Below are 24,628 nucleotides of genomic sequence, written 5' to 3'. Positions count from 1 at the left end.
GTGTCCGGCGAGTACCGCCAGTACCTGTTCCCGCACGACCACCCGCGGCTGGCCGAGGTCCGCGGCATGGACCCGTACGCCTACGGCGAGTTCGCCAAGAAGCCCGGCACGTTCACCGGCGGCCTGGTCGAGGGCTGGACGCCGCTGTACCGCAACGAGTTCCGCGGCGTCACCGAGGACGGCGTCCTCCGCGAGGGGCTCTACGACCTGACGCCGGCCGAGCCGGGCGAGGAGGCGCCGCTCGAGGCGATGGTCGCCGCCGCGAACGACCTGCTCGAGGTCCTCGACGACGAGCAGCGCGAGCGGATCTGCTTCGACGTCGCGGCACCGGAGTGGCAGACCTGGGCCAACCCGGAGTTCATGCAGTTCGACACCGGCCTGCGGCTGGACCTGCAGCCCGAGGCCGTGCGGGAGAAGGCGCTGGCGCTGGTGCGCGCCTCGCTCTCCCCCGAGGGCTTCGCGCAGGCCCACGCGATGATGCTGGTCAACGGGTTCCTCGGCGAGGTCGTCGACCTCGAGACCGTGCTCAACGAGTGGAGCTACAACATCGCCCTCTACGGCGACCCCGACCTCCGGGCGCCGTGGGGCTGGCAGCTGTACGGCCACCACTGCGCGGTCAACTGCCTGGTCGTCGAGGGCCGCATGGTGCTCTCGCCGGTGTTCCTCGGCGCCGAGCCGGACGAGATCGACGCCGGTCCGCACGCCGGCCTGCGCGACCTGTTCGCCGACCGCGTGCGGCACGGCCTCGACCTGATGGCGGCGCTGACCGGCGAGCAGCGGAGGCAGGCCACCGTCTTCGCGCAGATGGTCGACCCGGCGATGCCGGAGGGCCGGGTGCACCCCGGCGACGAGCGGCACCTCGCCGGCGCCTTCCAGGACAACCGGGTCATCCCGTTCGAGGGGGTCCGCGTGGCCGAGCTGCCCGAGGCAGCCCAGCAGGCGGCCCTGGCCATCGCGGAGTCGTTCGTCCGCCTGCTGCCCGAGGGCCCGCGGAAGGCGCGGATGCGCGAGATCGAGGCCCACCTCGGCGAGACGTGGTTCTGCTGGATCGGCGGCGCGCGGCCCGGCGACGTCTTCTACTACCGGCTGCAGTCGCCGGTGCTGATCGCCGAGCTCGACCACCACTGCGGCGTCTTCCTGGACTACGACACCCCGCAGCCCTTCCACGTCCACACCGTGCTGCGCACGCCGCACGGCAACGACTACGGCCGCGCCTGGGTGCGGCAGTGGCAGGAGCGGAACCGGCCGGTCTGAAAACTCCGGCGTCACCCTTCCGGCCAATGGCAACGGGGTCGGAACGGGTGACCCGCGCCACCGATGCTGAGGAGGCGTCGAGCGAGGCCGATCCGGCCCCGGCGCAGCATCCCCCGAACACAGGAGATCCGATGACCGCCGTGCCCGCCCGCGTCCCGGTGCTGATCGTCGGCGGCGGCCCCAGCGGCCTGGCCGCCGCGATCGAGCTCGGCCGGCGCGGGATCGAGGTGCTCGTCGTGGAGCCGCGCACCGAGCGCGACCCGCTGCGGCCCCGGGCGAAGACCACCAGCGTGCGGACGATGGAGCACCTGCGCCGCTGGGGCATCGCCGAGCGGCTGCGCGCGGCCGCTCCCCTGCCGGTGAGCCACGCGCAGGACGTCGTCTTCTGCACCGGCCTGTTCGGCCACGAGATCACCCGCTTCCGCAACGCCTTCGGCCTCTGGACGACGCCGCAGGACATCGCCGCCGAGCCGAGCCAGCAGGCGCCGCAGAACGTCGTCGAGGACGTGCTGGCCGAGGCCGCCGCCGCGCTGCCCGGCGTCACCCTGCTCTCCGGCTGGCGGGCCGTGTCGGTCCTCGACGGGCCGCGGGAGGCCCGCGCCGCGCTCGAGGCGCCCGACGGCAGCCGGCACGAGGTCGTCGCCGAGTACCTGCTCGGCTGCGACGGCAGCAGCGGCATCAGCCGGGCCGCGATCGGCGCCCGCTACGAGGGCTCCTCGGGCGTGGTGCCGAACATGTCGGTCACCTTCCGCAGCCGCGCGCTCGAGGAGCGCCCGCTGTGCGCGCTCGGCGTGCACTACTGGGTGATCGGCGCCAAGCGCGGCGGTCTCATGGGCCGGCTCGACCTCGACGGCACGTGGTGGGCGATCGTCCAGGGCGTCGACGAGAACACCAGGGACGTCGACCCGGTCGCCCTGGTCCGCGACCTCGTCGGCGCCGACATCGACGTCGACGTGCTGGCCACCGACCCGTGGTCGGCGCGCATGCTGCTCGCCGACAGGTACCGCGGCGAGCGGGTGTTCCTCGTCGGCGACGCCGCGCACCTCAACCCGCCGTGGGGCGGGCACGGCTTCAACACCTGCGTCGGCGACGCGGTCAACCTGGGCTGGAAGCTGGCCGCGGTGCTGCAGGGCTGGGCGCCGGCGTCGCTGCTGGACAGCTACGAGCCCGAGCGCCGGCCGATCGCGCAGCGCACCATCGACGCGGCCGGCGGCCAGGAGGCGTTCCTCGCGCCGTCCTTCGCGGCCGCCGAGCTCGGCGCCGACGGCCCGGCCGGGGAGGCGCTGCGCGCCCGGGTGGCCGAGGCGCTGCAGGTCAAGGACCCGGAGTTCCACAGCCTCGGCCTGGTGCTCGGCTCCGACTACCCGCACTCCCCGATCGTGGTCGCCGGCGGGGAGCCGCGCCCGGCGCCCGAGGTCACCCAGTACGTACCGTCGTCCTCCCCCGGCGCCCGGCTGCCGCACACCTGGCTGCCCGACGGCTCGTCGGTCTACGACCTGCTCGGCGACTGGTACACCCTGATCCGCCTCGCCCCGGCCGCCGACGCCGCGCCGTTCCTCGACGCCGCCGCGCGCGCCGCCGTCCCGATGCGGCTGCTCGACCTGGTGCACCTGCCCAAGCTGCGCACCCTCTACGGCAGCGACCTGCTGCTGGTCCGGCCGGACCAGCACGTCGCGTGGCGCGGCACCGCGGACGCCGACGTCGACGCCGTGCTCGACGTCGTCGTCGGCCGCGGGCCCCGGCCGGTCGCCGCGGAGACCGCCGCCGCGACCCGCTGAGCGGGGCCGGTCAGCCCTCCTCGCGCCGCCACCGGCGGCGCAGCGCGAACGCCGCGGCCTTGGGCTGCCGGTCGCGGGGGGTGCGGGCACGCCGGTCACCGACGTGCGCGGTGCCGAGCTGCAGGCGCTCGCCGCGGGATCGCTCGCCGACGCCGTGCCCGCCGTCCTTGCCGCGCTGGACCCCGCGCTGGCCGACGACCGGGAGCTCGTCGCCGCCGTCCACACCTGCGCCACAGCCCTGTCGGGACGCCGGTGACGGCGGAGCGGCGTAGCGCGGTCCGCGAGTACCGCTGCTGCAGCCGCGGCCCGGAGAGCAGGTGCAGGACCCGACGGTCTGGTCGCGGCCGGCTGATCCGCTCGGCCGTGCAGTCGATCCCGACCGGTGCCACAGTGCTCCCGTGCGGGAGTCCCCGGAGCTGGCGGCCCTGATCGAGCGGATGTACACCGCGCTGGCGGACGGCGACGTCGAATGGCTGTCCGGGCTGTTGTCGTCGTCCGACGCACTGCTGACCATCGGCACGGACCCCGCCGAGTGGTACGAGGGCCCCACCATCCGCGAGCGGTGGCAGGAGCAGATGGACGCCGGCCTCGACAGCGCCCGCTACGAGCCGATCCGGGTGCGCGCCTACGAGGAGGGCGACGTCGGCTGGGTCGCCGACGAGACCCGCCTCGTCCTGCCCGACGGCACGGCGGTCACCATGCGCAGCACCGCCGTCTTCCACCGGGAGGACGGCGAGTGGCGGCTCGTGCACGGGCACAGCTCGGTCGGCGTCCCCAACGAGGAGGCGCTCGGGATGGCCCTGCCGACCTGACCCGGTCAGCCCACCAGCTGCGGACGGCGGGCGCCGCGCCGCGACCGGGTGTGGGTCGACGGCCGGCTCAGCGCCGCGACGTCAGGACCGGCCGCCGGAGATCCAGGAACCGCGTCTCCCCCACGCTGAGCCGCCCCAGCTCCTCCATGGCCCCCTGCATCTCCTGCGGCGGCTCCTTGCGCTCGCCCTCGCGCGCCTCGGCCTCCGAGGTGAAGTAGATGACCTGGGTCCACCGGCCGTCGTCGTGGCCGATCATCACGCTGCCCAGGATGTCCGGGCGGAGCTCCGCCATCTTCTCCGGGGGCAGGCCGGCCATGATCTCCTTGGCGCGCTCGGGGTCGCTGACCTGTCCCTGCATGACCTGCACGAAGCCGGCCCGGTCCGGGTCGCCGATCAGCTCGACGGTGACGTCCTCGCTGTCCAGGAACGTGACCTCGCCGTCGAAGAGCCGCTGGGTCTCCTCCCACCAGCGCCCCTGCTCGGGACGCTCGGAGTTGCGCCGCGCAGCCTCGGCCGACTCGAACCGGACGACCACGACGACCTGGCCGTCGTCGGTGACGCCTTCGGTGCTGCCGAGCCAACCGACCGCGCCGGAGGACAGCTCCTCCACCCACCGGTCCGTCGCCGCGCGCAGCCCGTCGGGGTTCGACGTCCTGCCCTGGATGACTTGAGCGAACATGGCGAGCCTCCTTGCTGCCGTGCTCCCGTGGTCCCGTGGCCCCCGTGGGGAGGACGACGCTACGACCGGCCGGCGTCCTCATCGAGGGCCCTCGGTCACCGGTCGGCCACGCGTCCCCGACCAGGGCGTTTCTGTCGTACCCCCTCCCTACCGTGGGGTCATGCAGCGGACGGCGGGCACCTCCAGGGTGGAGGGCTTTCTGGTCGACTGGGTGCGGACCCGGCCGGCGCCCGAGCCGCGGCTGCCGGTCTCCTGGCTGACCGCGGAGCAGAAGGCGGCCGAGCTGCAGCGGCTGCAGGGCGAGCGGGCCCGGCTGGCCGCCCGGGAGGCGGACGTGATGCTGGGGTTCGCCGCCGACCGCCCGGAGGACGACGACCCGGCCGACGATCACCCGGGTGCGCGCAGCCGGGACTGGCGGCAGACCGAGCCGGAGTTCCCCGGCATCAGCGAGTCCTTTCCCGACGAGCTCGGCCTGGTCCTCGGCGTCGGGCGCGGTACCGCGGCGCACAGGCTGCGCCGGGCCTGGACCTGGCGGCACCGCCTGCCGGCCACCGGCGCCGCCCTGGCGCGCGGTGTGCTGGATGAGCGGCGGGCGCAGATCCTCGCCGACACCCTGGAACACACCCGCCCGGCGCTGGCCGCCCGGGTGGAGGCGGTGGTGCTGCCCGAGGCGGCGGGGCTGAGCTTCGCGGCGCTCAAGCGGCGCATCCTCGAGGTGCTGCTCGACCTCGACCCCGCCGCGGCCGACGAGAACCGGACGCTGGCGGAGAGGAACGCCGATGTGTTCGTCGAGCCCGGCCCGGCCGGGCGGGCCACCCTCGGCGCCGAGCTGCCGGCGGAGGAGGCCGCGGAGGGCTTCGACTTCCTCAACGCCCTGGCCCAGCAGGCCAAGGCCGACGGCGATCCGCGCCCGATCGGGCAGCTCCGCAACGAGCTGTTCTCCCTGCTGGTGCGCGGCGCCGCCATCGGCGCCGCCGGTGCCCGGGCCAGCCTGACCATCACCGCCGCCCTGGAGGCGCTGGAGGGCGCCAGCACCGCCCCGGCCGAGGTCAACGGCTTCGCCATCACCCCGGCGCACCTGGCCGACCTGCTGCGCCGGGTCGGCGCGCTCGGCCTGCACACACCCCGCCCGACGGGTCACTGACCTTCGCGCTCACCGATGAGACCGGCCGGCTGCTCGCCACCGCGTCCCTGGCCGAGCTGCAGCGCCTGGTGAAGCGGGGCGCGGGCCTGAACCCGCCGGCGGCGACCGACCGCTACACCCCGACCGGCGCGCAGCGGGAGTTCCTCGGCACCCGCGACCGCACCTGCCGGATGCCCTACTGCGAGCAGCGGGTCGGCTGGGCCGACCACGACCACGTCGTCGCCCACTCCCGCGGCGGGCCGACCACCTGCACCAACCTGTGCTGCCTGTGCCGCACCCACCACCGGCTGAAGACCCTCTTCCGCGGCTGGCGCTTCGCCATGGACCCCGACGGCACCCTGCACGTCACCACCCCGTCCGGCACCACCCGCACCACCCGACCGTGGGCGATGCGCCGGCGACCACCACCGCCGCCACCCCCCGACCCGGCCGACGACCCACCACCGTTCTAGTTCCGCTACCGGCAACATTCGGGTGAAGACCGGCCGCTCAGACATTGACGAGCAGTTCGCCCTGGAGCATGCCGAACCAGCCGTCGTCCGCGTCGACCCAGCGCTGCCAAGCGGCGGCGATGCTGTGGAGTTGCCCACGCGTGGCCAGGCCATAGCTGACAGCCTGTTCGGCGAACGACGTGGTGGTGACTCGTCCGGCCCAGGCCCGGCCCCACCACTCCCGCTCGGCCGGCGTCGAAAAGCACCAGGCGGACGCGCTCCGTGCGAGGTCGCGCAGTCCGGCGGCATGCGCCCAGGACACGAGCCGGCGGCCGGCCTCAGGCTCTCCACCGTTGCGCTGGACGATCCCGGCGAAAATCTGCAACCACCGGTCCAGTTCCTCGTCAGGCGGATGCCAGACCATGCCCCCGTAGTCGCCCTCGCGGATCCCGAGCACCCCGCCCGGGCGGCAGACCCGCGCCATCTCCCGCAGCGCGGCGACCGGATCGGTCAAGTACTGGAGTACCTGATGGGCGTGCACGACATCGAAGGAGTGATCGGCAGCCTCGAGGGCGTAGACGTCGCCGACGGTGAAAGTCACCGGAACGCCCTCGCGATCGGCCAGGGCCCGCGCCTCCACCAACGGTGCGTCGAAAAGGTCGATGCCGACCACCCGGCCGGGCGCTACTCGTCTGGCGAGGTCGACGGTGATCGTTCCCGGCCCGCAACCGACGTCGAGCACGTCGAGGCCGGGACGCAGGCGGGGCGCGAGGTAGGCCGCCGAGTTCGCCACCGTCCGCTGGCGGTGAACCTGCAGAACTGGGTCCCCATGCCCGTGCACGTATCCGCCCACGCTTCCATGCTGACCAAGCGGTCGGCGTGACGGAACACCCGCGACGGCCGAAGAAGTGCCCTCCTGACTCGATGGCCCTCAGTTGTCGACCCGCGCTATCCGACACGAACACTGACGCAGCCCCGTCTGCGCACGTCAGAGCCGCCCTGGCGTCCCGGAGCGACGCAATTTATGGGACACGCATCAAGGCTGAGCAAGTTGCGGGGTCTGAAGCAGCTGGGCGGCCGAAGGTAGCGAAGCTCAGGTGCCGTGGAGCGGCTGCATCTGCCGGCTTACCTCAGGACCGATGCGGAAGTGCAAGGGGCGCTGACAGGCGCTGTTCGCTCTGAGTCGAGCGCCTTCCGCGAGACAGCTGCCACGACCTCACGCGAGCTGGCGGACGAGACAGGCGCCATCATCGCCGAGCGAGGTGGTCAGACGCTGGGCTGTCTCATGACCAAGCCGGTCGACCGCGGTCCGTACTTCGGGCGGCCGTCCAGACCGGCGGACGGGGCGACGTCACGCAGGGGCGCCGAGCGGCGGGTGCTCGAGCACGCGCGGCTTGTACTCGACCAGCAGGATGCGGCCGTCGAAGGTGCGGTGCTCGATCATCTCGAGGGCGACGTCCGGATAGCCGTCGTAGATGCGTTCTGCGCCCGTGGCGCCGGTGATCACCGGGAACATCCCGACCCGGAAGCGGTCGACGAGTCCGGCTCGCAGCAGGGACCGGCACAGGCTGAGGCTGCCGATCGTGCTGAGGAGCCCCGAGCCACTCGACTTCATGGCGCGGACCGCCTCGACGGCGTCGTCGCGGACGAGCGTGGAGTTGGCCCACGTCAGTGGCTCCTCGAGTGAGGAGGAGAACACCACCTTGGACGCTTGCGTGAGCTCGTCGACGGACGCCTCTTCTTCGGGCCTGAACTCATCTTGGCCATTCGGGACCTCGCCGGCGGCGAAACCCGACATCAGGCGGTAGGTGTTCGCTCCCATCAGGTAGGTGACCTCGGGCTGCTCGCCGAGCCATGCGAGGTACTCCGGGCCCTCGAGGCCCCAGAACCCAGGCCATCCCTCTCCCGATGCGTAGCCGTCGAGGGAGGTGATGAAATCGACGAGAAGCTCCGACATGGCGGTGTCCTTCCTCGGGTGTCACGAGCTTGGACCGGCCGGGAGCCACGAGCTCATCGGCCGTGCTGTCGGGTGACGAGGAAACCCATGACGCTGCAACGTCCCGAGTTCCAGCAGGTAGATCTGGACATGGCGCAGGTGAGGGTCCGCATCGGCGACGACGAGATCCTGGTGTCGTGGCACCCTCATGATCGGCCGCCGGATGTCCGGCGTCACTGCGCGGAAGCAATGCTGGGAGTTCCCGCCGGTCGATCTGAGACTGAGCCGGGGCTCCCGTCGCCCTGAGCGGCCCACTATGAGACAGGCCCCGCCACGGCTGAGCCCCTGTAGCGCATCGCGATTCCGCGCCACACCTAGGCCTGCTCGGCGCCCCAGCGTGCGAGCGCAACGATCGCCTCGCGCAAGGCAAGCCCGCGATCGGTCAGCGCGTAGGCCCGGGTGTTGTGCCGGAGCGGCAGACGGGTCAGTACGCCGGCCGCTTCGAGCTCGCGCAGGCGGGTCGCGAGCATGTTCGTCGGCACTCCAAGGTCGCGCTGCAGATCGCCGTAGCGCTGCGGCCCGTCGAGCAGCCGCTCCACGACAAGCAGAGCCCACCGGGCTCCGACAATGTCGAGGGCCGCGGCGAGGTCGCTCACGCGGTCGGATCGGCGGCCGGCTTCATCCAGAAGGGCGAGTAGTGGTAGCCGTCGGGGTCGTCGAACTGGCGCTGGTACATGAAGGGGTAGTCATCGGTGTCACCGATCCGCCCGCCGGCGGCGCCGGCGCGCTCGGTGAGCTCGTCGACCGCCTCGCGGCTGCCGAGGTCGAACGAGACCGTGACCTTCGAGGGCGTGTGGGGTCCACCGACCAGCTCCTCGACGCCGCCGACGCTCGCGTACATCTCGCGGCTGCCGAGCATGACGTACTGCTCGGGCGCGATCGCGAAGCACGACACGTTGTGATCGGACATCTCGGCGTTGAGGGTCCAGCCGAGGGCGGTGTAAAAGGCGGTCGCGCGCTCGACGTTCTCGACCGGGCAGGTGATGAAGAGGCTCATGCGGTCAACACTTGCAAAATGCAAGTGCGACGTCAAGTCCCGGCGCGCGCGCTCGTCACAGACATCCTGCCGCGTCACCGTTCAAGACTCACCTAACCGAAACGAAAGCTCCCTATGAACACGACCCAACTTGAGGCCGGTCCCGTGTCCCGTAGCGGCCCACTCAGGGACATCTCCCCCCGTGCTGTGGGCTGCCTGGGACGGTGTCGGCAGCCGTTCACCGGCTGCTTCGCGTGCGTCCGCCGTCGGCGGTCACTGCAGCCGGTTTCTCAGAGTGCTCGCATGGCGATTCCGGGATAGCTGAGCGCGAAGCCGGAAGCGTCATAGAGAAGATCGCATTCGAAGTCGAAGGCTGGAGCGCGGTACCGGTAGCGCTGGTGACTGTCCTCGCCGTCGACTCGGGTGTAGGTCTGTTCGAGCCGCTCCACGGCTAGCGAGGTGCGGACGTAGGCGGCCGGCGCGCTGGCTGACTGCGCCGGTTGGAGGGCCAGGCGATGCACCGGAAAGGCGTTGGTCAGCGCCGAGGACTCCAGGTCAACGTCGCGGCACCCGTGTAGGTCCTCCCGGAGGACGCCATCAATCCGCCAGCGGCCATGTCCGTCCCGCTCCACCGTGGCGCTGCGGCTGACCGCGCCCACGCGGCGGGTCACGCGGGCTCCCACGGTGCCCCAGTCCGCCGATACGTAGATCTCGTAGTCGACCACCCACGCTTCCCGGTCCTCCACCGCGGCCGTGCAGCCGTTGAGGACCCACCCGTCGTGACCTTGCTGGATGCCGACGACCTCGAACCCCGTACGGGCTTCCTGGTGCACCCACGCCGCGACCGCCGGCGGGTCGGAGAAGGGCATGCCGCGACCCTGGCACGGGATAGCCCGGCCGGAGGCCGTTGGCCCGACTGCTGCCGGACGGGATACCAGGCCCATCGCCCTCACAGTCGGTGTGACCTGCTGTCCCTAGACGGCCCACTCAGGGACACCTCAGAGCCCGGAAGGCCGCCCACGGGAGTAGCGTCAGCCATGACGCCGGATCGCTCGGCGTCGATGGCACGTCACACAGCCGGCGTCTCATGCACGGCCCCCAGATCGAGGACCGCGGCCGAGGTCACCACCTTCGGTATGAACAGACCGGGGGACCCGCCGTGGCGAGTGACCAGACCTCCTCACCCACTCCCGCCGTGCAGGCGCTCGAGCGCCTCGGCTCGCTGTCCCTGCGCACGGTGTCGATGGAGGAGTTGCTGCAGCTGATCGCCGACTCGACCAAGACGGTGATGCCCGGCAACCCAGAGTCCTCGGTGTCGCTGCTCGTCGAGAGACAGCCGACGACGGTGGCCTCGACCGGGCAGCTGGCCATCGACCTCGACGAGACCCAGTACGAGCGCGACCACGGCCCGTGCCTGCACGCCGCCCGCACCGGCGAGCTGACCGAAGTCGCCGACACCCGCACCGACGGGCGCTGGCCGGACTACATGCCCCGGGCCGTCGAGCGCGGCGCCCTCAGCTCCCTGTCCGTGCCGCTGGCCATCGACGCCGACGACGTCACCGGCGCGCTGAACATCTACGCCCGTCGGCCGAACGCCTTCGACGAGGACAGCCGGACCGCGGCCACGCGGTTTGCCCCCTACGCCGCGGTCGCTGCCGGCAACCTGCACACCTACCACGCCGCCCGGAACGAGATCACCAACCTGCAGGCTGCGCTGGAGACCCGGGGGATCATCGACCAGGCCAAAGGCATCCTGATGGACCGCCACAAGCTCACCGCCCACCAGGCGTTCCAGATCCTGGCGCAGATGTCGATGAAGACCAACCGCAAGCTGCGGATGGTCGCCGACGACCTGGTGCACACCGGCGAGCTGCCCCCGGGGAACTGGTTCTCCGGGACGCGCTGACGTCGTCCACCACTCACCGAGTCGCCTGAGCCGGAGGCCTGCGGAGACTCACGAGCAGCCGCAGCGGATCCCGCGGTGTCCGTTGCGGTCAGGCCCCGCCGCTCCAGAACAGGGGCGGCGGGGCCGCCCTCCTGGTGTCCCTGAAGCCGCCTTCAGGGCGAGCGTTGCCGGGCGGGCGGCAGTGGACGCGGCACCAGCAACCGGATGTCGGCTGGCCGTCATGTCGACCAGTCGACAGATGCTGCTCATGCGTCGACAGCGAGGCTTCCGGCGAGGACGGCGACCAGCCGCGGACGGGTACTCGTACCGAGCCGATCGTGCAGCGCCGCGACGTGCTCGTGCACCGTGGCAACCGACAGGCAGAGCGCCGCGGCGATGTCGCGGTCGCTGTCGCCCTGGGCGACCGCGCGGGCGACCGCCCACTGGGCGCCGGTGAGTCCGCCCGCGCCCGGCCCGGGCGGCGCACCGCCGATGGTCACCGCCCAGCCCCGCCCCGGGTCACCCGACGGATCGAGGCGGATCGCGGGCTCGGCGGTCAGGCGCAGCCGGCCGCCATCGACGTCGAACGCGGTGAGGGTGCCCGCCGGCGCACCCGAGCCGGCGAGGTGGCCGACCAGGGCCTGCGCCGCCACCGGAACGGCCGGCGCCACCGCGTCGGGCGGTAGCCGGGCGAGCCACCGCTCGGCCGACGCGCTGAGCGAGACCAGGCGCCGCTCCTCGTCGAAGGTCAGCTGACCGGTCGGCAACGGCTCCAGGCCCGCCGGCGGAGACGACGCGAGCCGGTCGGCCAGGGCCCGGGCCAGCGCCGGCGCGGCGCGGTCGAGGAACTCCAGCTCCGCGGGCCGGAACCCGCGGCCGGGGTCGAGCCGGGCCAGCTGGAGCGCGCCGACCCAGCGGTGCCGGTGCGCCAGCCCGTAGCGGAGCGCGCCCCCCGGCGGGGACTCCCACAGCCGCCAGGCCGCGCGCAGCTCCGTCGCCGACACGGGCGGCGGCACCGCGCGCAGCCAGCGGCCGCCGTCCTCGTGGAACGCGCCGGCACCACCCCCGGAGCGCAGCAGCGTTGGGAAGTGCAGCGGCGGCGGCTCCCCCGCGACCAGGTACGTGTCGCGCAGCCACGCGCGCATGGCGTCGGCCGCGCCGCCCCGATAGGCCAGCACCCGCGTGAACAGCAGTGATCCCTCGTCCACCGCGAACAGGGCGCCGTCGTCGAACGGCACCGCCGTCTCGAGGACGGCGAGGGCGCGGTCAGCGAGGAGCCGGGCGTCGGACGCATCGGCCGCGATCAGCCGCACCTGCTCCAGCGCCCGCCGTCCCCGCGCCGAGAGCGCAGCCATGGCGCATTACATCCCCGCGAAAACCCTCCGTCCAGCGGGTGGGCGGCGGTCGCCGGCGCGCCGACGATCCCGACCGTCAGCTCCCCTGCCGCCCTGGAGGAACGGTCATGGTCACCATCCCGGCGCTCGCCCGCCCCGCCCTGGGAGCCGCCCCCGCCTTCCTGCTGACCGCCGCGGCGCTCAGCGTCGCCGACCGGAACGGGCTCCGGGCGTGGGGCTGGACCCCGCTCGACCACGCCGGCGTGCCCTGGCCCAGCGGCCTCGCCCTGCTGCCCGGCGGCTGGCTGCAGACGCTGGCCTTCGCCGGCACCGGTGCCTCGCTCGTCGCCCTCGCCGCGGCCCTCCCCCGCGGCGGTCGCGCCCGTCTCCTGGCCGCCTGCGGCGCCGGGCTGCTGGCCGCGGCCTTCCCGCTCGACCTCCCGGACGGCGATCCGGGCGCGTTGGCGTCATGGATCCACTCGTGGCCGGCCGTCGTGCACGCCAGCGGGTTCGCGGTGGCCGGGCTGGCCGGGATCCTCGCGATCGCCGCCTCCCGGCGGCGCGCCGACGTCGTCCTGGCCGGGGCGCTGGCCGCCGCGGCGGCGGTCGGCGGGACGCCGGGGTGGTACGCCTTCCTGGCCGGCTTCCTCGCCTGGGTGTGGCAGCTGGCGCGACGAGTCTCGCGCGGAGCCGGCCGACCGGCGGCGCCTAGCGCGACAGCCGCTCGAGCCGCGTAGCGACCCGCAGCCGCGCCTCGAGGACGCCGGGCGTGCCGGTGTGGGCGTGTTCGCGGAGGACGACGACGGCGTGGCGCAGCTCCTCGAGGCCCATCGGGTCGTCGTTGCCGATCGACCGCAGGATGTCTTCCAGCTTCATCGAGTCGCGGGTCTCCTCCCGGCACATGCAAACGTTCGCCAATCATCTGTACATGGGCTTCCTCCGCGTAGGGCCCGAGGTCCCGACATGTGCCGGAGGTCACGCGGCGAGCCACGTCATCTCAATCTGCGACAGTCGTCCGCCGCGCCCCCGCCTACCGTCGGCGAACCGCACGGGGAGGACCGGAGGCTCGAGATGAAGGCGCTCGTCTACCACGGACCAGGGAGCAAGGCCTGGGAGGACGTTCCCGACCCGGTGGTCCAGGACCCCACGGACGCGGTCGTCAGGGTGGAGACGACCACGATCTGCGGCACCGACCTGCACATCCTGCACGGGGACGTGCCCGCCGTGACCGACGGACGGGTCCTCGGGCACGAGGCCGTCGGCACGATCACCGCCGTCGGCGACGCGGTGCGCGGGTTCGCCGTCGGCGACCGCGTGCTCGTCCCGGCGATCACCCGGTGCGGCCGCTGCGACTACTGCCAGCGCGGCATGCCGTCGCACTGCCGGACGGTCGGCGGCATCGGCTGGATCTTCGGCCACCTCATCGACGGCACCCAGGCCGAACTGGTCCGCGTCCCGTTCGCCGACACCTCGCTGTACCGCGTGCCCGAGGGCGTACGCGACGAGCAGGCGATCTTCCTCGCCGACTCGCTGCCGACCGGCTACGAGGTCGGCGTGCTCGCCGGCAACGTGCGGCCCGGGCACACGGTCGCCGTCGTCGGCGTCGGCGCGGTCGGGCTGGCCGCCGTCCTCACCACGGGGCTCTGGGGCGCCTCCCGGGTGATCGCCGTCGACACCAACAAGTTCCGCCTGGAGAAGGCGCTCGAGTTCGGCGCCACCGACGCCGTCGAGGTCGGGCCCGGCACGGTCGACGACGTCCGCGCCCTGACCGGCGGGGACGGCGTGGACGTCGCCATCGAGGCCGTCGGCTACCCCGAGACGCTGCGCACCACCTGCGCACTGGTCCGGCCCGGTGGCTCGATCGCCAACATCGGCGTGCACGGCGTCCCGGTGGAGCTGCCGCTGCAGGAGATGTGGATCCAGAACGTCACACTCACCATGGGCCTGGTCGACACGGTCTCCATCCCGACCCTGCTGAAGATGGTGGCGAGCGGGCGGATCCCCGCGGAGAAGATGGGCACCCACTCGTTCACGTTCGGGCAGATCGACGAGGCCTACGACGTGTTCGCCAACGCCGCGGCCAACGAGGCGCTCAAGGTGGTCATCACGCCGAACTGACCGGGTCGTCCAGCACCCAGCGCACCGGCCGGCCGGGGTCCGGCTCGTACCGGCACCAGCCGCCGGTGCGCACCACGTCCTGCAGCAGCCGCGCCAGCCCGGGGTCGACGTCGGCGATGCGGGCGAGGGCGGCGGCGATGGCCTTGCGGACGGCGACCCGCGCCCGCTCCCCGGCGTCCCCGCCGCGCCGCGGCCGCCCGCCCAGGCCGGTGGCCCGCGCGACCTCGGCCAGCAGCACCGCGCGCTCCTCCGCCAGCCGGTCGGCGCGCACCGGGTCCGCCCAGGCGCGGGCCTCGTCGAGCTCCTCGTCCACCTCGGCCAGCCGGGCCCGGTAGGCGGCCAGCGCCTGCCCGTCCAGCGCCGTCCCCAGGTCGCCCTCGCGCACCGAGACGCCGGGGTGCCCGGCCACGGCGTCGGAGAGCTCGAGCGCGGAGACGTCGACACCGGGTCGCGCCAGCAGCAGCCGCAGGTAGCGCAGTCCCTTGCTGTCGGGCAGGGCGGCCGCCGCGCCGTCCGCGCCCACCGTCCAGACCCCTCCGGCGGTGGGGTGCAGGTGGACCACCTCCGGGAGGAGCTCGGCCCGGGACGGCTGCGAGGCCACCCGTCCCAGCCACCAGTGCGCGCCCATCCGTCGGTAGGCCGCCGCGGCGGCGGAGCGGCACGCGGCGGCCTCCTCCGTCCGGCCGAGCGCGAGCAGCGCCCGGGCCAGGAAGTCGTCGACGACGCCGGCGAACGCCACGGCGCCGGCGTTGACCACGCCGCGCCCGGCGTAGGGCGCCAGCAGCTCGACGGCGACCGCGGCGAGGTCGGTCGCGCCGGTGCCGGCCGCCACCTCGGTCAGGCAGGTGACGGTGAGCAGCCAGTCGACGTCGCGCGGCACCGCGCCGAGGTCGCCGCCGGCGAGCTGGTGCAGCAGCGCCTCCGCCCGGTCGGCGCGCCCCGCGGCCAGCCACAGCACCGCCGCCTCCGCGGCGATCGAGAGCACGCCCTCGCCGGTGCCGAACCCCTCGTACAGCGCGGCCTCCCGCGCGAGCGCCGCGCGGTCGCCGGCCTGCCGGGCGATGCCCGAGCTCAGCGACCGCTCGATGGCCTCGGTGTCCCGCTCCCCCGCCGCGGTGCCGGCGGCGACGGCGGCGTCCCGGGCCGCCGCGGCGGCGGCCAGGTCCCCGGTCAGCAGCGCGGCCATGCCGCGCCGGGCGGCGGCGAAGAAGCGCACCCGTGCCGAGCCGGACTCCTCGGCGAGCGCGTCGAGCGCGCGCAGCTGGCGCCGGGTGCCCGGCAGGTCCAGCGTCTCGACCGCGGTGGTCAGCCGCCAGAGGTAGGCGGTCAGCCGCGCCTCGACGTCGGTCAGGTGGACGACGGCGTCCTCGAGCCGGCGGGTGATCGCCAGCCGCTCGGCGAGCTGGTCCGGGCCCCAGTGCACGAGCAGCTGCGCGTCGAGCGCCTCGGCCAGCAGCGCCGCGTCGTCCGCGGCCTCCGCCGTCGCCACCGCCTCGCGGGCGAACCCGACCGCACGAGCGGCGTCCCCGCCGTACACCCAGGCGCGGGCCAGCGCGACGGCCACGCGGGCGCGCTGGACCCCGCTCGCCAGGGTGTACGCCTCGTGCAGGAAGGCCGGCACGCGGCCGGGGACGGTGCCGAAGCTCTGGCCCGCGGCGAGGCCGAGCGCGGCGCGGGTCATCGCCTCGACGTCCCCGGCCGCCCGGGCCTCCTCGTACGCGCGCACGGCCGCCGGGCGGCCGGAGGCGTCCTCCACGGCGGCACTGTAGGGCCGCCTCAGGGCCGGATCAGCGTCACCGACCGCGCGTGCTGGGCGACCCGCGCCGCGGTCCAGTCGCCGGTGCAGTAGACGGCGAGCTCGGTGATGCCGGCCGGCCCGACGTCGGCGCGGAACAGCTCGCGGCAGTACCAGTGCTCGCCGCCGTCGTCCCAGGCCTCCTCCACCTCGAGGACGAAGCCGGTCGGTGTCGGGTCGAACCGCGACCGCAGCACCGCGCCGGTCCCGGGGTGGCCGCCGCTGCGCAGCGCCAGGGCGTCCTCGACCCCCTGCGCCTGCAGCCGCCAGGTCGGCATCGTGAAGTCGACGAACACGTCGGGCGCGAACAGCCCCGGCGCCGCCCGCCCGGTCTCCAGGTAGGTGACGAAGCCGTCGGCGAGGGCACGCGAGTCAGCAGTGGTGGGAACGGTGGCGGTCATCGGGGCCTCCGGGGTGCGAGCGGATCGAACACCCGGGAGGCGTGACGTCGGCCGTCACGACGTGCCGTCACGGAACCGGCGGCGTCCCCTCCTCCACCGTCAAGTGCAGGCCGTCCGCGGCGACGCGCCCGGCCACCTCGGCCAGCAGCAGCGCCGCGTCGCGATCGGAGCCCGACGGCAGCTGCACCGTGACCTCCCGGTGGCCCAGCCGGCGCAGCTCCAGCAGACGGTCGGTCAGCAGCTCGGCGCCGACCCGGTCGAGGCATCCGCGGAGGCGGACGGTGCCCCGGACGGGATCCGCGCGGAGCACCAGCAGCGGCGCCTGGGCGGACCCGGTGTCCAGGAACGTGGGGGCCAGGGGATCCGCCGCGTCTTGGCTCATGCAGAGAACCGTGACGCTTCCGTCCGGAACTCCCTAGGGTCCAAAGTCCCTGCCACCCGGTCCTCACGGGCGCAGCGCGGCGTAGACCTCGCGGGCGTGGTCGAACACCAGGAAGTGCCCCTCGCCGGCGAACCAGTGCAGCGAGGCGCTGGGCAGCATCGCGGCCAGCACCCGGCCGAGCGCCGCGGGGACCTGCCAGTCCTGCGTGCCGTGCCACACGTGCACGTGCTGGCGCACCGCCGCCAGCGGGAAGCCCCACGGGCGGAAGAGCAGCGCGCGGTCCTCGGCGAGCGCGGCGGCGCCGTTGCGCAGGCCCTCGGTGAACGTCGTGGCCAGGATCCGCCGGACGGCGGGGCGGCCGAGCACCCGCCGGTCCGCCGGGTTGAGCCGGGCCTGCAGGTACCGCGGGATCAGCGCCGGCCGGCGGGCGATCGGCGCGAACACCGGCTGCAGCAGCACCGCCGACGTCGTCGGCCGGTGCACGGCCGAGCGCAGGGTCCCGGTACCCAGCGCGGCCACGGCCACGGGACGTCGGGCGGCGGCGCCCCGCCGAGGACGCCGACCGCGTGCACGCGGTCGCCGAACTCGTGCGCGCAGGCCAGCGCGTAGGCCGCGCCCCCGGACAGGCTGAGGACGGCGAACCGGTCGACGCCGAGGTCGTCGAGGAGCTCACGGACGTCGGCCGGCCAGTCCAGCACCCGCCGGCCGGGCTGCGGGTCCGAGCGCCCGAAGCCCGGCCGGTCCGGAACGATCAGCCGGACGCCCCAGCGCCGGTAGTCCTCGACGTCCTCGACGTGGCGCTCCAGCCGCGAGCTCGGCGAGCCGTGGCAGCCGAGCACCGGCCGGCCGGAGGGGTCGCCCCACTCGGCGTAGGCGAGGGTCCGCCCGTCGCGGAGGCTGATGGTCCCCTCGCGGGGTTCGTCGGCGGGTCGCACCCCGGCCCCTTACCCGGCGGGACCGCCGTGAACGTCACGCCTGGCGCAGGCCGATCAGGTTGCCGTCACCGTCCCGCGCCAGCGCGATGCGGGCGCCGCCGCCGACGTCGGTGGGCTCTTGCACCTCCTCGGCGCCGGAATCGACGAGCGCGGCCAGGCTCTTCGCGACGTCGTCCACGTGCCAGTAGACGACCGGGCCGGACTGCCCGTGCCGGTGGCCGTGCGGGTCGAGCCCGACGTCCTGGCCGTCGGCGGAGAACTGCACGTAGTACGGCGCGTCCGCGACCGGCTCGGCCCCGGTCAGGGTGCTGAACAGCGTCTTCGCCCGGGCCAGGTCGCTGACGGGGTAGATGATGGTGTGCGGTCCGGAGGTCATGATGTGCTCCTCGGGTCGTCGGGTTCAGGTCCTTCCACCTCTCTGACACCCGTCGACCGAGGGATGTGACACCGATGAGCGAGAAGGATCTGCTCGCCGCGCAGTTCGAGGAGCACCGCAACCGGCTGACCGCCGTCGCGCACCGGCTGCTCGGCTCGCGCGCGGAGGCCGAGGACGCCGTCCAGGAGGCGTGGCTGCGGGTCAGCCGCGCCGACAGCAGCGAGGTCGACAACCTCGCCGGCTGGCTGACCACCGTCGTCGCCCGCGTCTCCCTCAACCAGCTGCGCAGCCGCACCTCGCGCCGCGAGGACCCCCTCGACGACGCCCCGCCGCACCACCTGCACGCCGTCCCCGACCCCGCCGAGGAAGCAGTGCTCGCCGACTCCGTCGGGCTGGCGCTGCTCGCCGTCCTGGACACCCTGACCCCCGCCGAGCGGCTGGCGTTCGTGCTGCACGACCTGTTCGACGTGCCGTTCGAGGAGATCGCCCCGATCCTCGACCGCTCCCCCGCCGCCGCCCGCCAGCTGGCCAGCCGGGCGCGCCGCCGCGTGCGCGGGGCGGAGCCGGTGGACGACGCCACCCGCAAGCGGGAGGTGGTGGCCGCGTTCCTCGCCGCATCCAAGGACGGCGACTTCACCGCGCTGGTCGGGCTGCTCCACCCGGAGGCGGTGCTGCGTTACGACGCCGCCGCCGCGAGCATGGGCGCCGCGACCGATCTGCGCGGGGCCGACGCGGTCGCCGGGTTCCTCTCCGGCAAGGCGCGGGCCGCACGTCTCGTCCTGGTCGACGGCGCGCCGGGCTGGGTGTGGTCGCTGCGCGGCGAGCCGCAGGTGGTCTTCGCCTTCACGGTCCAGGACGGTCTCGTGACCGCGATCGACATCATCGGCGACCGGGAGCGGGTGGCCGCGTTCGAGATCGAGAACCTCAAGCAGCGCTGACGGCGCCGAGGATGCGGCCGACGTTGTCCGGCGCGAAGTACTCGGCCGGCGAGAGCGTGCCGGCGATCACGGAGGCGAAGCCGTCCATGGCCTCCTGGTTGCCCTGCGCGGCGAACAGCAGCTGGGCCTGCTCCGGCGGCGGAGGCGCCATCGAGGCCAGTCCGGTCGTGAACTCGTACATCGGCCGCACCTGCGCATCCCGGTCCCGGTGGACGGCGGACATCGCTCCGTCGAACGACGCCTCGCCGCGGAACACCCGGTCGAGGGCGCTGGCGCACCGCTCGGCGTCGGCGAACGCGTCGGTCATGCCCTGCGCGGTGATCGGGTCCATGGTCAGCCCGGCGTCACCGACGAGGACCCATCCCGGCCCGTACGGCGTGCGGAGGAAGTTGGGCACCGCCCCGCCGGCGAACGGGGCGACCCGCGTGGCCGCGCGCACCCGCTCGGCGAACTCCGGTGCCAGCTCCAGGGTGGCCAGGTAGTTGCCCTCGACGTCGGCCTTGTAGGCCGCCGCCTCGGCGTACGGCCAGCCGAGGACGACGAGGGTGAGCCCGTCGTTGGTCGGGAAGGCGCCCCAGCCGCGCTCCGGGCGGATCCAGGTGGCGAACGAGTCGAGAGGCAGGTCCTGCCAGTAGGTGTAGTACGCGTACTGCTGCCGCGGCCGCTCCGCGTACGCGGCGGCCCCGGCCAGCTTGGCCACGTGCGAGTTGCGGCCGTCGGCGCCGACGACGACCCGCGCGCGCTCGGTGACCGCGCGCCCGTCCGGGTCGTGCCCGCGCACGCCCGCGACGACGCCGTCCTCCACGACGAGGTCCTGGACCGAGAAGCGCTGCCGGACCTCGGCGCCCGCGGCGGCCGCCGCCTCCACCAGGATCGTGTCGAGCAGGTAGCGCCGCGGGGCGTAGGCGGTGGAGCTGCCGTCGCACGGCCGCGGCGTGCCCGCCAGCGTGAACGCCCCGAAGTCGTAGGAGTAGACGCCGATCGGCGGGCACCCCGTCGCGAGGACGGCGTCCAGCACCCCCCACCGGCGCAGCGCGGCGACGCCCGGGGCGTGGATCGCGTGCGTGGACAGCGTGTCGCTGGGGAAGGTCACCCGGTCGACCAGCAGCACGCGGTGCCCGGCGCGGGCCAGCAGCATGGCGGTGGGGGCACCGGCGCACCGGGCGCCCACGACGATCGCGTCGTACTCCATGGGATTCCTCCTTCGCGGGGTCGGACGGCGCCACGCTGCCGGGCCGGCCCGTCGGAGGGATCGGTGAACTCCCCTATCTCGCGGCTGAACCCGCGCGGGCGGCGTACCCGGCCGCCTCGGCGCGGCTGCGCAGGCCGAGCTTCGCCAGCACGTTGCCGACGTGGTGCTCGACGGTCTTGCGGCTGATGAACAGCCGGGCGGCGATCTCAGGGTTGGAGAGGCCGGCGCCGAGCAGGTCGAGGACCTCGGCCTCGCGGGCGGTGAGCAGGCCCTCGCCGCGGCGGGTCACCGGCGCGCGCACGCCCAGCTCGCGCAGGAACGCCGCGGCGGCGTCGGCGTCGCGCGCGGCGGGGAGCCGCCGGAAGGCCTCCAGCGCCGCGCGGGCCTCGGCGAGGGCCACCGCCGGCCGCTCGGCGTGCACCGCACGGGCGAGGGCGAGGCGGGCCCGGGCCAGCTCCATCGGCATCCGGGCCGCGGAGAACCCGGCGAGGGCCTCGCGCAGGCACGCCGCCGGGTCGGTGCCCGCCGCGACGCACACCTGGCCGCGGGCGAGCGCGGCGAGGGCGACCAGGTGGGGGCGCGGCACCCGCTCGGCGCACCGGACGGTCCGCTCGGCCGCCGCCTGCGCGGCATCGAGCCGACCGGCGGCGAGGTGCACGTCGACGAGCAGCGCCCAGAGCGGCGCGGCCGCCGCTCCGTCGGGGTCGGCACCGACGAGCGCGCGCTCCAGGACGTCGGCGGCGAGGTCCGGCTCCCCGCGGGCGAGGTGGACCGCGGCCAGCGGGCGCGCGGCCTCTCCGGCCGCGGCGGGGTCGAGCTCGGCCAGCAGCTGCGCCGCCTCGTCGACCCGGCCCTGGCGGACCCGCAGCTCGGCCAGCCGGGCGAGCGCGCCCATGCGCAGCGCCGACCGTCGGCTCAGCCCCCACAGCCGGACGGCCGCGGTCAGCGCCTCCTCGGCCTCGGGCCACCGGCCGGCGGTCGTCAGGACGCCGCCGTAGTGGGTGCGGCAGAAGGCGGAGACCGCCGGCAGGTTCCGGCGCCGGGCGACCTCCTCCCCCACGGCGATCCACTCCTCGGCCCGCCGGACGTCGCAGGCGTGCTCGCACGCGGCGAACAGCTGGCAGAAGATCTCCTCCAGCACGAAGAAGTCGTCGACCTCGCCACCGGCCACGGCGGCCAGCGCCTCGTCGAGCAGCGCCATGCCCTCGTCGATCCGGTCCGCGTGCACCATCGAGGCCCCGAGGTAGGCCAGCGCGGCGAACTCCAGCTCGGGGTCGCCGATCCGGCGCGCCACCTCCAGCGCCCGCCGGAAGCTCTCCTCCTTGCGCGCCCGCTCACCGGCGAACATGCCGACGTCGAGGGCGACCCAGCCGGCCTCGCGGGAGTCCGGCGCGCCGGACAGCAGCGTCTGGGCCCGGCCGAGCCAGCCGCCGGCGACCGCGGAGTTGCCCAGCACCATCATGTGGACGCAGCCGAGCATGCGGGCGGCCCGCACGGCTCCGGCGTGGTCGCCCTCGCGGCGGTAGGCGGCGTACGCCCGTTCCCACTCGTCGGCCGTGCGGGCGAAGTCGAGCTCGAGGTAGGCGGCCGCGCCCCGCAGCTCCCGCACCTCGCCGTCCCGGTCGGCGTCCTCGAGACGCGCCAACAGCGCGCGGGCGGTGGCCGCGTCGCCCGAACGGAGGGCGGCGCGGCTCCCGGTGATGAGCCTCAGGTCCGGGGCCGGCACACCGGCATGGTGCCACCGGCAGGGGTTCCTAGCGGTAGGGCTCCTCGCCGGCGGCGGCGAGCGTCGCGGCTACCTGCACCGCGGTCGCCGGCTCGACCGGCAGGCGGTCCAGCAGGGGCGGGATCTCGTCGGGCTCGAGCCCCTCGCCGAGCAGCAGCTCGAGCAGCCGCCCCGCCTCGGCCGGCGGCACCGGCAGGGACAGCCCCGAGGCGGTCAGCGCCGCCTCCGCCAGGAACAGCGCGCCGGTCAGGTCGTCGTCCCCGGGTGCCGGAGCCGGAGCGGGAGCGGCCGACCGGGCGGCCGCCTCGGCCGCGCGGACCACCGACAGCGGCAGCCCCTCCGCCTCGACCTCGGCCAGCGGCACGTGCCCGAGGGCGGCGAACAGCAGGTGCTCGGCCTCGATCTTCAGCGGCGTCTCCCAGTCGCCGGCGCGGACGACCTCGTCGAGGTCGGCGCCGTCCTCCCCCAGCTCGTCGAGCAGCTCGGTCCACGCCCGGCGACGGGTGGCGCGGGCCCGCTCGGCGGCGAGCACGCAGGTCTGCCGCACGAACGGGTCCAGCACCTCGCGGTCGAGCCGGTCGACGTAGGTGCCGCCGTCGGCGGCGACGGCGTTGAGCGCGTCGGCGAAGCTGCCCGGCCGGGCGTCACCGAGCTCCAGGCGGCCGTCCTCCTCACCGGAGAGGGCCAGGCCGCTGGCGGCGCGGACGCCGATGGTCGTGCCGGTCGCGACCAGCCGGCCGCGGTGGCGCAGGTGGTGGGGCTGGTCGGAGAGCCCGACGCTCCACGCGCAGGCCTCGGCGACCAGGGCGGGCACCCGCTCGCGCAGCACCTCGCGGGTCAGCAGGCCCATCCAGTCGACGTCGAACACGCCTCCACTCTGCGCCGCGGCCGCGGCCGACGTCACGTGTGGCGGCGGTGAGCTCACGGGTACGGGGGCCCGTCGTGGCCCTGCACCTGTTCCGCACCAAGCCGGTCGAGTCCCTCGGTGAGTCCGAGGGCGACGCGGCGGGCGTCGGCAAGCTCCGGCGCAACCTGTCCGCGCGGCACCTCGTCGGCTTCGGCATCGGCGTGGTGATCGGCACGGGGATCTTCACGCTCACCGGCGTGCAGGCGAAGAACAACGCCGGCCCGGCAGTGGTGATCTCGTTCGTCATCGCCGGGGTCGTCGCCGTCCTCGCCGCGCTCTGCTACGCGGAGCTGGCCTCCTCGGTGCCGACCGCGGGCAGCGCGTACTCCTACGCGTTCGCCACCGCCGGCGAGCTGGTCGCCTGGATCATCGGCTGGGACCTGTTCCTGGAGTTCGCGCTCGGCGCCGCGGTCGTCGCCCGCGGCTGGTCGGGCTACGTCGGCAACCTGCTCGACCTGCCGACCTCGCTGTTCGGCGAGGAGTCGACGGTCAACGTCGGCGCCGTGCTCATCACCGTCGTCCTGACGATCATCGCCGTCCTCGGCATCCGGGAGTCCGCCCGGGTCACCGGCGCACTGGTCATCGTCAAGGTCGCGATCTGCGTCTTCGTGGTCGTGGCCGGCGCCTGGTTCGTCACCGGCGCCAACCTCACGCCGTTCATCCCCGACGGCCAGACGGTGGACGTCGCGGGCGGCGTCAAGCAGCCGCTGATCTCCGCGATCGCCGGGCTCGAGCCGGCGGCGTTCGGCATCGGCGGCATCCTCACCGCCGCCGCCGTCGTGTTCTTCTCCTACACCGGCTTCGAGGCGGTCGCGAACCTCTCCGAGGAGACCAAGCGGCCGGGCCGGGACCTGCCGCTCGGCCTGCTCGGCACGCTGGCGCTGTCGACCGCCCTCTACGTCGGCGTCTCGTTCGTCGTGGTCGGGATGGTCAAGTACAGCGACATCGACGAGGGCGCCCCGATCGCCGACGCGTTCGACCAGAACGGCCTGGGCTGGGCCTCGGCGCTGGTGTCGCTGGCCGCGGTCGCCGGGCTCACCTCGGTGATCCTCGTCGACCTGGTGACGGTGAGCCGCATCGGCTTCGCCATGGGCCGCGACGGCCTGCTGCCGCCGGCGATCGCGAAGGTCAGCCCGCGCACGGGCACGCCGGTGCGCATGACGCTCGCCTACGCCGCCGTCGTCCTGGTGATGGCGGCGTTCGTGCCGCTGGAGACGCTGGCCGACCTGGTCAGCATCGGCACGTTGTTCGCCTTCGTCCTGGTCTCGATCGCCGTACCCGTGCTGCGGAAGCGCCGGCCGGACCTCGACCGCAGGTTCCGCGTGCCGTGGTCGCCGGTGGTGCCGATCCTGTCGGCGCTGGCCTGCCTCTACCTCATGGCCAACCTGAGCGTGGAGACCTGGCTGCGGTTCCTCGCCTGGATGGCGCTCGGGCTGGTCTTCTACTTCGCCTACGGCCACCGGCACTCGCGGATGCGCGCCGAGGTGCGGGCCGAGCAGGACGCCGTCGTCCGCGCCTGAAGCCCCGGCGTCAGGGGACCCACAGCCGCCGTTCACCCGCTGGTCGGGA

At 74.4% G+C, this 24,628-nt stretch carries 28 protein-coding genes; 10 read left to right on the top strand and 18 right to left on the bottom strand.

The genetic code is table 11. The annotated features are described in order from the left end of the window. Both ACWIYF_RS11820 and ACWIYF_RS11815 read left to right on the top strand, forming a co-directional pair. Entirely contained in the window at positions 1-1,254 is a 1,254-nt protein-coding gene (locus ACWIYF_RS11820) for a DUF3500 domain-containing protein (RefSeq protein WP_448628327.1), read from the top strand. A 131-nt stretch (positions 1,255-1,385) separates the two neighbouring features. Continuing rightward, positions 1,386-3,032 carry an FAD-dependent monooxygenase gene (locus ACWIYF_RS11815; RefSeq protein ID WP_448628326.1) on the top strand — a complete coding sequence of 549 codons (1,647 nt, stop codon included), beginning with the start codon at positions 1,386-1,388 and terminating at the stop codon, positions 3,030-3,032. A 10-nt stretch (positions 3,033-3,042) separates the two neighbouring features. Here the strand turns inward: ACWIYF_RS11815 and ACWIYF_RS11810 are convergent, their stop codons facing one another. Further along, positions 3,043-3,255 (bottom strand): hypothetical protein, encoded by a 213-nt coding sequence (locus ACWIYF_RS11810; RefSeq protein WP_448628325.1) that lies wholly within the window; start codon positions 3,253-3,255, stop codon positions 3,043-3,045. 175 nt (positions 3,256-3,430) lie between these two features. On the opposite strand from ACWIYF_RS11810, the gene ACWIYF_RS11805 reads away from it, so the two are divergent. After that, on the top strand, positions 3,431-3,844 hold the full coding sequence (locus ACWIYF_RS11805; protein ID WP_448628324.1) for a nuclear transport factor 2 family protein: 414 nt from the start codon (positions 3,431-3,433) through the stop codon (positions 3,842-3,844). A 67-nt stretch (positions 3,845-3,911) separates the two neighbouring features. Here ACWIYF_RS11805 and ACWIYF_RS11800 read toward each other — a convergent pair whose 3' ends face one another. Further along, on the bottom strand, positions 3,912-4,523 hold the full coding sequence (locus ACWIYF_RS11800; protein WP_448628323.1) for a hypothetical protein: 612 nt from the start codon (positions 4,521-4,523) through the stop codon (positions 3,912-3,914). Between the two features lie 160 nt (positions 4,524-4,683). Here ACWIYF_RS11800 and ACWIYF_RS11795 point away from each other — a divergent pair, with 160 nt between their 5' ends. Further along, the gene (locus tag ACWIYF_RS11795) at positions 4,684-5,667 is read left to right on the top strand and encodes a DUF222 domain-containing protein (RefSeq protein WP_448628322.1); all 984 of its coding nucleotides are present in this window, start codon (positions 4,684-4,686) and stop codon (positions 5,665-5,667) included. Positions 5,668-5,735: 68 nt separating this feature from the next. Continuing rightward, complete coding sequence (locus ACWIYF_RS11790) at positions 5,736-6,119, top strand: HNH endonuclease signature motif containing protein (protein WP_448628321.1); 384 nt, start codon at positions 5,736-5,738, stop codon at positions 6,117-6,119. A gap of 37 nt (positions 6,120-6,156) precedes the next feature. On the opposite strand, the gene ACWIYF_RS11785 is transcribed toward ACWIYF_RS11790, so the two are convergent. The 5 genes from ACWIYF_RS11785 to ACWIYF_RS11765 all read right to left on the bottom strand — a co-directional run bounded on the left by ACWIYF_RS11785 (position 6,157) and on the right by ACWIYF_RS11765 (position 9,939). Further along, entirely contained in the window at positions 6,157-6,951 is a 795-nt protein-coding gene (locus ACWIYF_RS11785; protein ID WP_448628320.1) for a class I SAM-dependent methyltransferase, read from the bottom strand. Between the two features lie 498 nt (positions 6,952-7,449). Then, positions 7,450-8,055, bottom strand: coding sequence for a dihydrofolate reductase family protein (locus ACWIYF_RS11780; protein WP_448628319.1), 606 nt, complete (start codon positions 8,053-8,055; stop codon positions 7,450-7,452). A gap of 353 nt (positions 8,056-8,408) precedes the next feature. Next, entirely contained in the window at positions 8,409-8,690 is a 282-nt protein-coding gene (locus tag ACWIYF_RS11775) for a winged helix-turn-helix transcriptional regulator (RefSeq protein WP_179717690.1), read from the bottom strand. Continuing rightward, positions 8,687-9,091, bottom strand: coding sequence for a VOC family protein (locus ACWIYF_RS11770; RefSeq protein ID WP_448628318.1), 405 nt, complete (start codon positions 9,089-9,091; stop codon positions 8,687-8,689). Before ACWIYF_RS11770 ends, ACWIYF_RS11775 begins: the two co-directional genes overlap by 4 nt. Positions 9,092-9,360: 269 nt before the next feature. Beyond that, positions 9,361-9,939, bottom strand: coding sequence for a putative glycolipid-binding domain-containing protein (locus ACWIYF_RS11765; RefSeq protein ID WP_448628317.1), 579 nt, complete (start codon positions 9,937-9,939; stop codon positions 9,361-9,363). A gap of 290 nt (positions 9,940-10,229) precedes the next feature. Between ACWIYF_RS11765 and ACWIYF_RS11760 the strand changes: the two genes are divergently transcribed. Beyond that, a complete protein-coding gene (locus ACWIYF_RS11760) occupies positions 10,230-10,976 on the top strand; it encodes an ANTAR domain-containing protein (protein WP_448628316.1) in 747 nt (248 codons plus the stop codon). 245 nt (positions 10,977-11,221) lie between these two features. Here the strand turns inward: ACWIYF_RS11760 and ACWIYF_RS11755 are convergent, their stop codons facing one another. Continuing rightward, positions 11,222-12,310, bottom strand: a complete 1,089-nt coding sequence (locus tag ACWIYF_RS11755; RefSeq protein WP_448628315.1) for a helix-turn-helix transcriptional regulator — start codon at positions 12,308-12,310, stop codon at positions 11,222-11,224. A 107-nt stretch (positions 12,311-12,417) separates the two neighbouring features. Between ACWIYF_RS11755 and ACWIYF_RS11750 the strand changes: the two genes are divergently transcribed. Beyond that, positions 12,418-13,026: a hypothetical protein gene (locus tag ACWIYF_RS11750; protein WP_448628314.1), complete on the top strand. Its 609-nt coding sequence runs from the start codon at positions 12,418-12,420 to the stop codon at positions 13,024-13,026. Here ACWIYF_RS11750 and ACWIYF_RS11745 read toward each other — a convergent pair. Further along, complete coding sequence (locus ACWIYF_RS11745) at positions 12,998-13,165, bottom strand: hypothetical protein (RefSeq protein WP_448628313.1); 168 nt, start codon at positions 13,163-13,165, stop codon at positions 12,998-13,000. The genes ACWIYF_RS11750 and ACWIYF_RS11745 overlap by 29 nt on opposite strands. 195 nt (positions 13,166-13,360) lie before the next feature. On the opposite strand from ACWIYF_RS11745, the gene ACWIYF_RS11740 reads away from it, so the two are divergent. Next, the gene (locus tag ACWIYF_RS11740; protein WP_448628312.1) at positions 13,361-14,407 is read left to right on the top strand and encodes an alcohol dehydrogenase catalytic domain-containing protein; all 1,047 of its coding nucleotides are present in this window, start codon (positions 13,361-13,363) and stop codon (positions 14,405-14,407) included. Here ACWIYF_RS11740 and ACWIYF_RS11735 read toward each other — a convergent pair. The 6 genes from ACWIYF_RS11735 to ACWIYF_RS11710 all read right to left on the bottom strand — a co-directional run bounded on the left by ACWIYF_RS11735 (position 14,394) and on the right by ACWIYF_RS11710 (position 18,296). After that, positions 14,394-16,163, bottom strand: a complete 1,770-nt coding sequence (locus ACWIYF_RS11735) for a hypothetical protein (RefSeq protein ID WP_448628311.1) — start codon at positions 16,161-16,163, stop codon at positions 14,394-14,396. The genes ACWIYF_RS11740 and ACWIYF_RS11735 overlap by 14 nt on opposite strands. A gap of 20 nt (positions 16,164-16,183) precedes the next feature. Then, the gene (locus ACWIYF_RS11730; RefSeq protein ID WP_448628310.1) at positions 16,184-16,603 is read right to left on the bottom strand and encodes a hypothetical protein; all 420 of its coding nucleotides are present in this window, start codon (positions 16,601-16,603) and stop codon (positions 16,184-16,186) included. Between the two features lie 67 nt (positions 16,604-16,670). Further along, positions 16,671-16,985: a hypothetical protein gene (locus ACWIYF_RS11725; RefSeq protein WP_448628309.1), complete on the bottom strand. Its 315-nt coding sequence runs from the start codon at positions 16,983-16,985 to the stop codon at positions 16,671-16,673. 63 nt (positions 16,986-17,048) lie between these two features. Next, a complete protein-coding gene (locus ACWIYF_RS11720) occupies positions 17,049-17,444 on the bottom strand; it encodes an alpha/beta fold hydrolase (protein ID WP_448628308.1) in 396 nt (131 codons plus the stop codon). Next, the gene (locus tag ACWIYF_RS11715; protein ID WP_448628307.1) at positions 17,396-17,920 is read right to left on the bottom strand and encodes an alpha/beta fold hydrolase; all 525 of its coding nucleotides are present in this window, start codon (positions 17,918-17,920) and stop codon (positions 17,396-17,398) included. Before ACWIYF_RS11715 ends, ACWIYF_RS11720 begins: the two co-directional genes overlap by 49 nt. Positions 17,921-17,954: 34 nt before the next feature. Then, positions 17,955-18,296: a VOC family protein gene (locus ACWIYF_RS11710; RefSeq protein WP_448628306.1), complete on the bottom strand. Its 342-nt coding sequence runs from the start codon at positions 18,294-18,296 to the stop codon at positions 17,955-17,957. 74 nt (positions 18,297-18,370) lie between these two features. On the opposite strand from ACWIYF_RS11710, the gene ACWIYF_RS11705 reads away from it, so the two are divergent. Beyond that, positions 18,371-19,234: a sigma-70 family RNA polymerase sigma factor gene (locus ACWIYF_RS11705; protein ID WP_448628305.1), complete on the top strand. Its 864-nt coding sequence runs from the start codon at positions 18,371-18,373 to the stop codon at positions 19,232-19,234. On the opposite strand, the gene ACWIYF_RS11700 is transcribed toward ACWIYF_RS11705, so the two are convergent. From ACWIYF_RS11700 to ACWIYF_RS11690, 3 genes are all read right to left on the bottom strand, one after another. Further along, entirely contained in the window at positions 19,221-20,426 is a 1,206-nt protein-coding gene (locus ACWIYF_RS11700) for an FAD-dependent oxidoreductase (RefSeq protein ID WP_448628304.1), read from the bottom strand. The two genes, ACWIYF_RS11705 and ACWIYF_RS11700, sit on opposite strands and share 14 nt — an antisense overlap. Before the next feature lie 73 nt (positions 20,427-20,499). Next, a complete protein-coding gene (locus tag ACWIYF_RS11695) occupies positions 20,500-22,152 on the bottom strand; it encodes a LuxR C-terminal-related transcriptional regulator (RefSeq protein WP_448628303.1) in 1,653 nt (550 codons plus the stop codon). 28 nt (positions 22,153-22,180) lie between these two features. After that, positions 22,181-23,020, bottom strand: coding sequence for a hypothetical protein (locus tag ACWIYF_RS11690; RefSeq protein ID WP_448628302.1), 840 nt, complete (start codon positions 23,018-23,020; stop codon positions 22,181-22,183). A gap of 74 nt (positions 23,021-23,094) precedes the next feature. Here ACWIYF_RS11690 and ACWIYF_RS11685 point away from each other — a divergent pair, with 74 nt between their 5' ends. Next, a complete protein-coding gene (locus ACWIYF_RS11685) occupies positions 23,095-24,579 on the top strand; it encodes an amino acid permease (RefSeq protein WP_448628301.1) in 1,485 nt (494 codons plus the stop codon). Positions 24,580-24,628 lie beyond the last annotated feature (49 nt).

The organism is Geodermatophilus sp. URMC 64, assembly GCF_053502555.1.
Note: the sequence above shows the minus strand (reverse complement) of the source record. Positions and strands in the feature narration are given on the sequence as shown.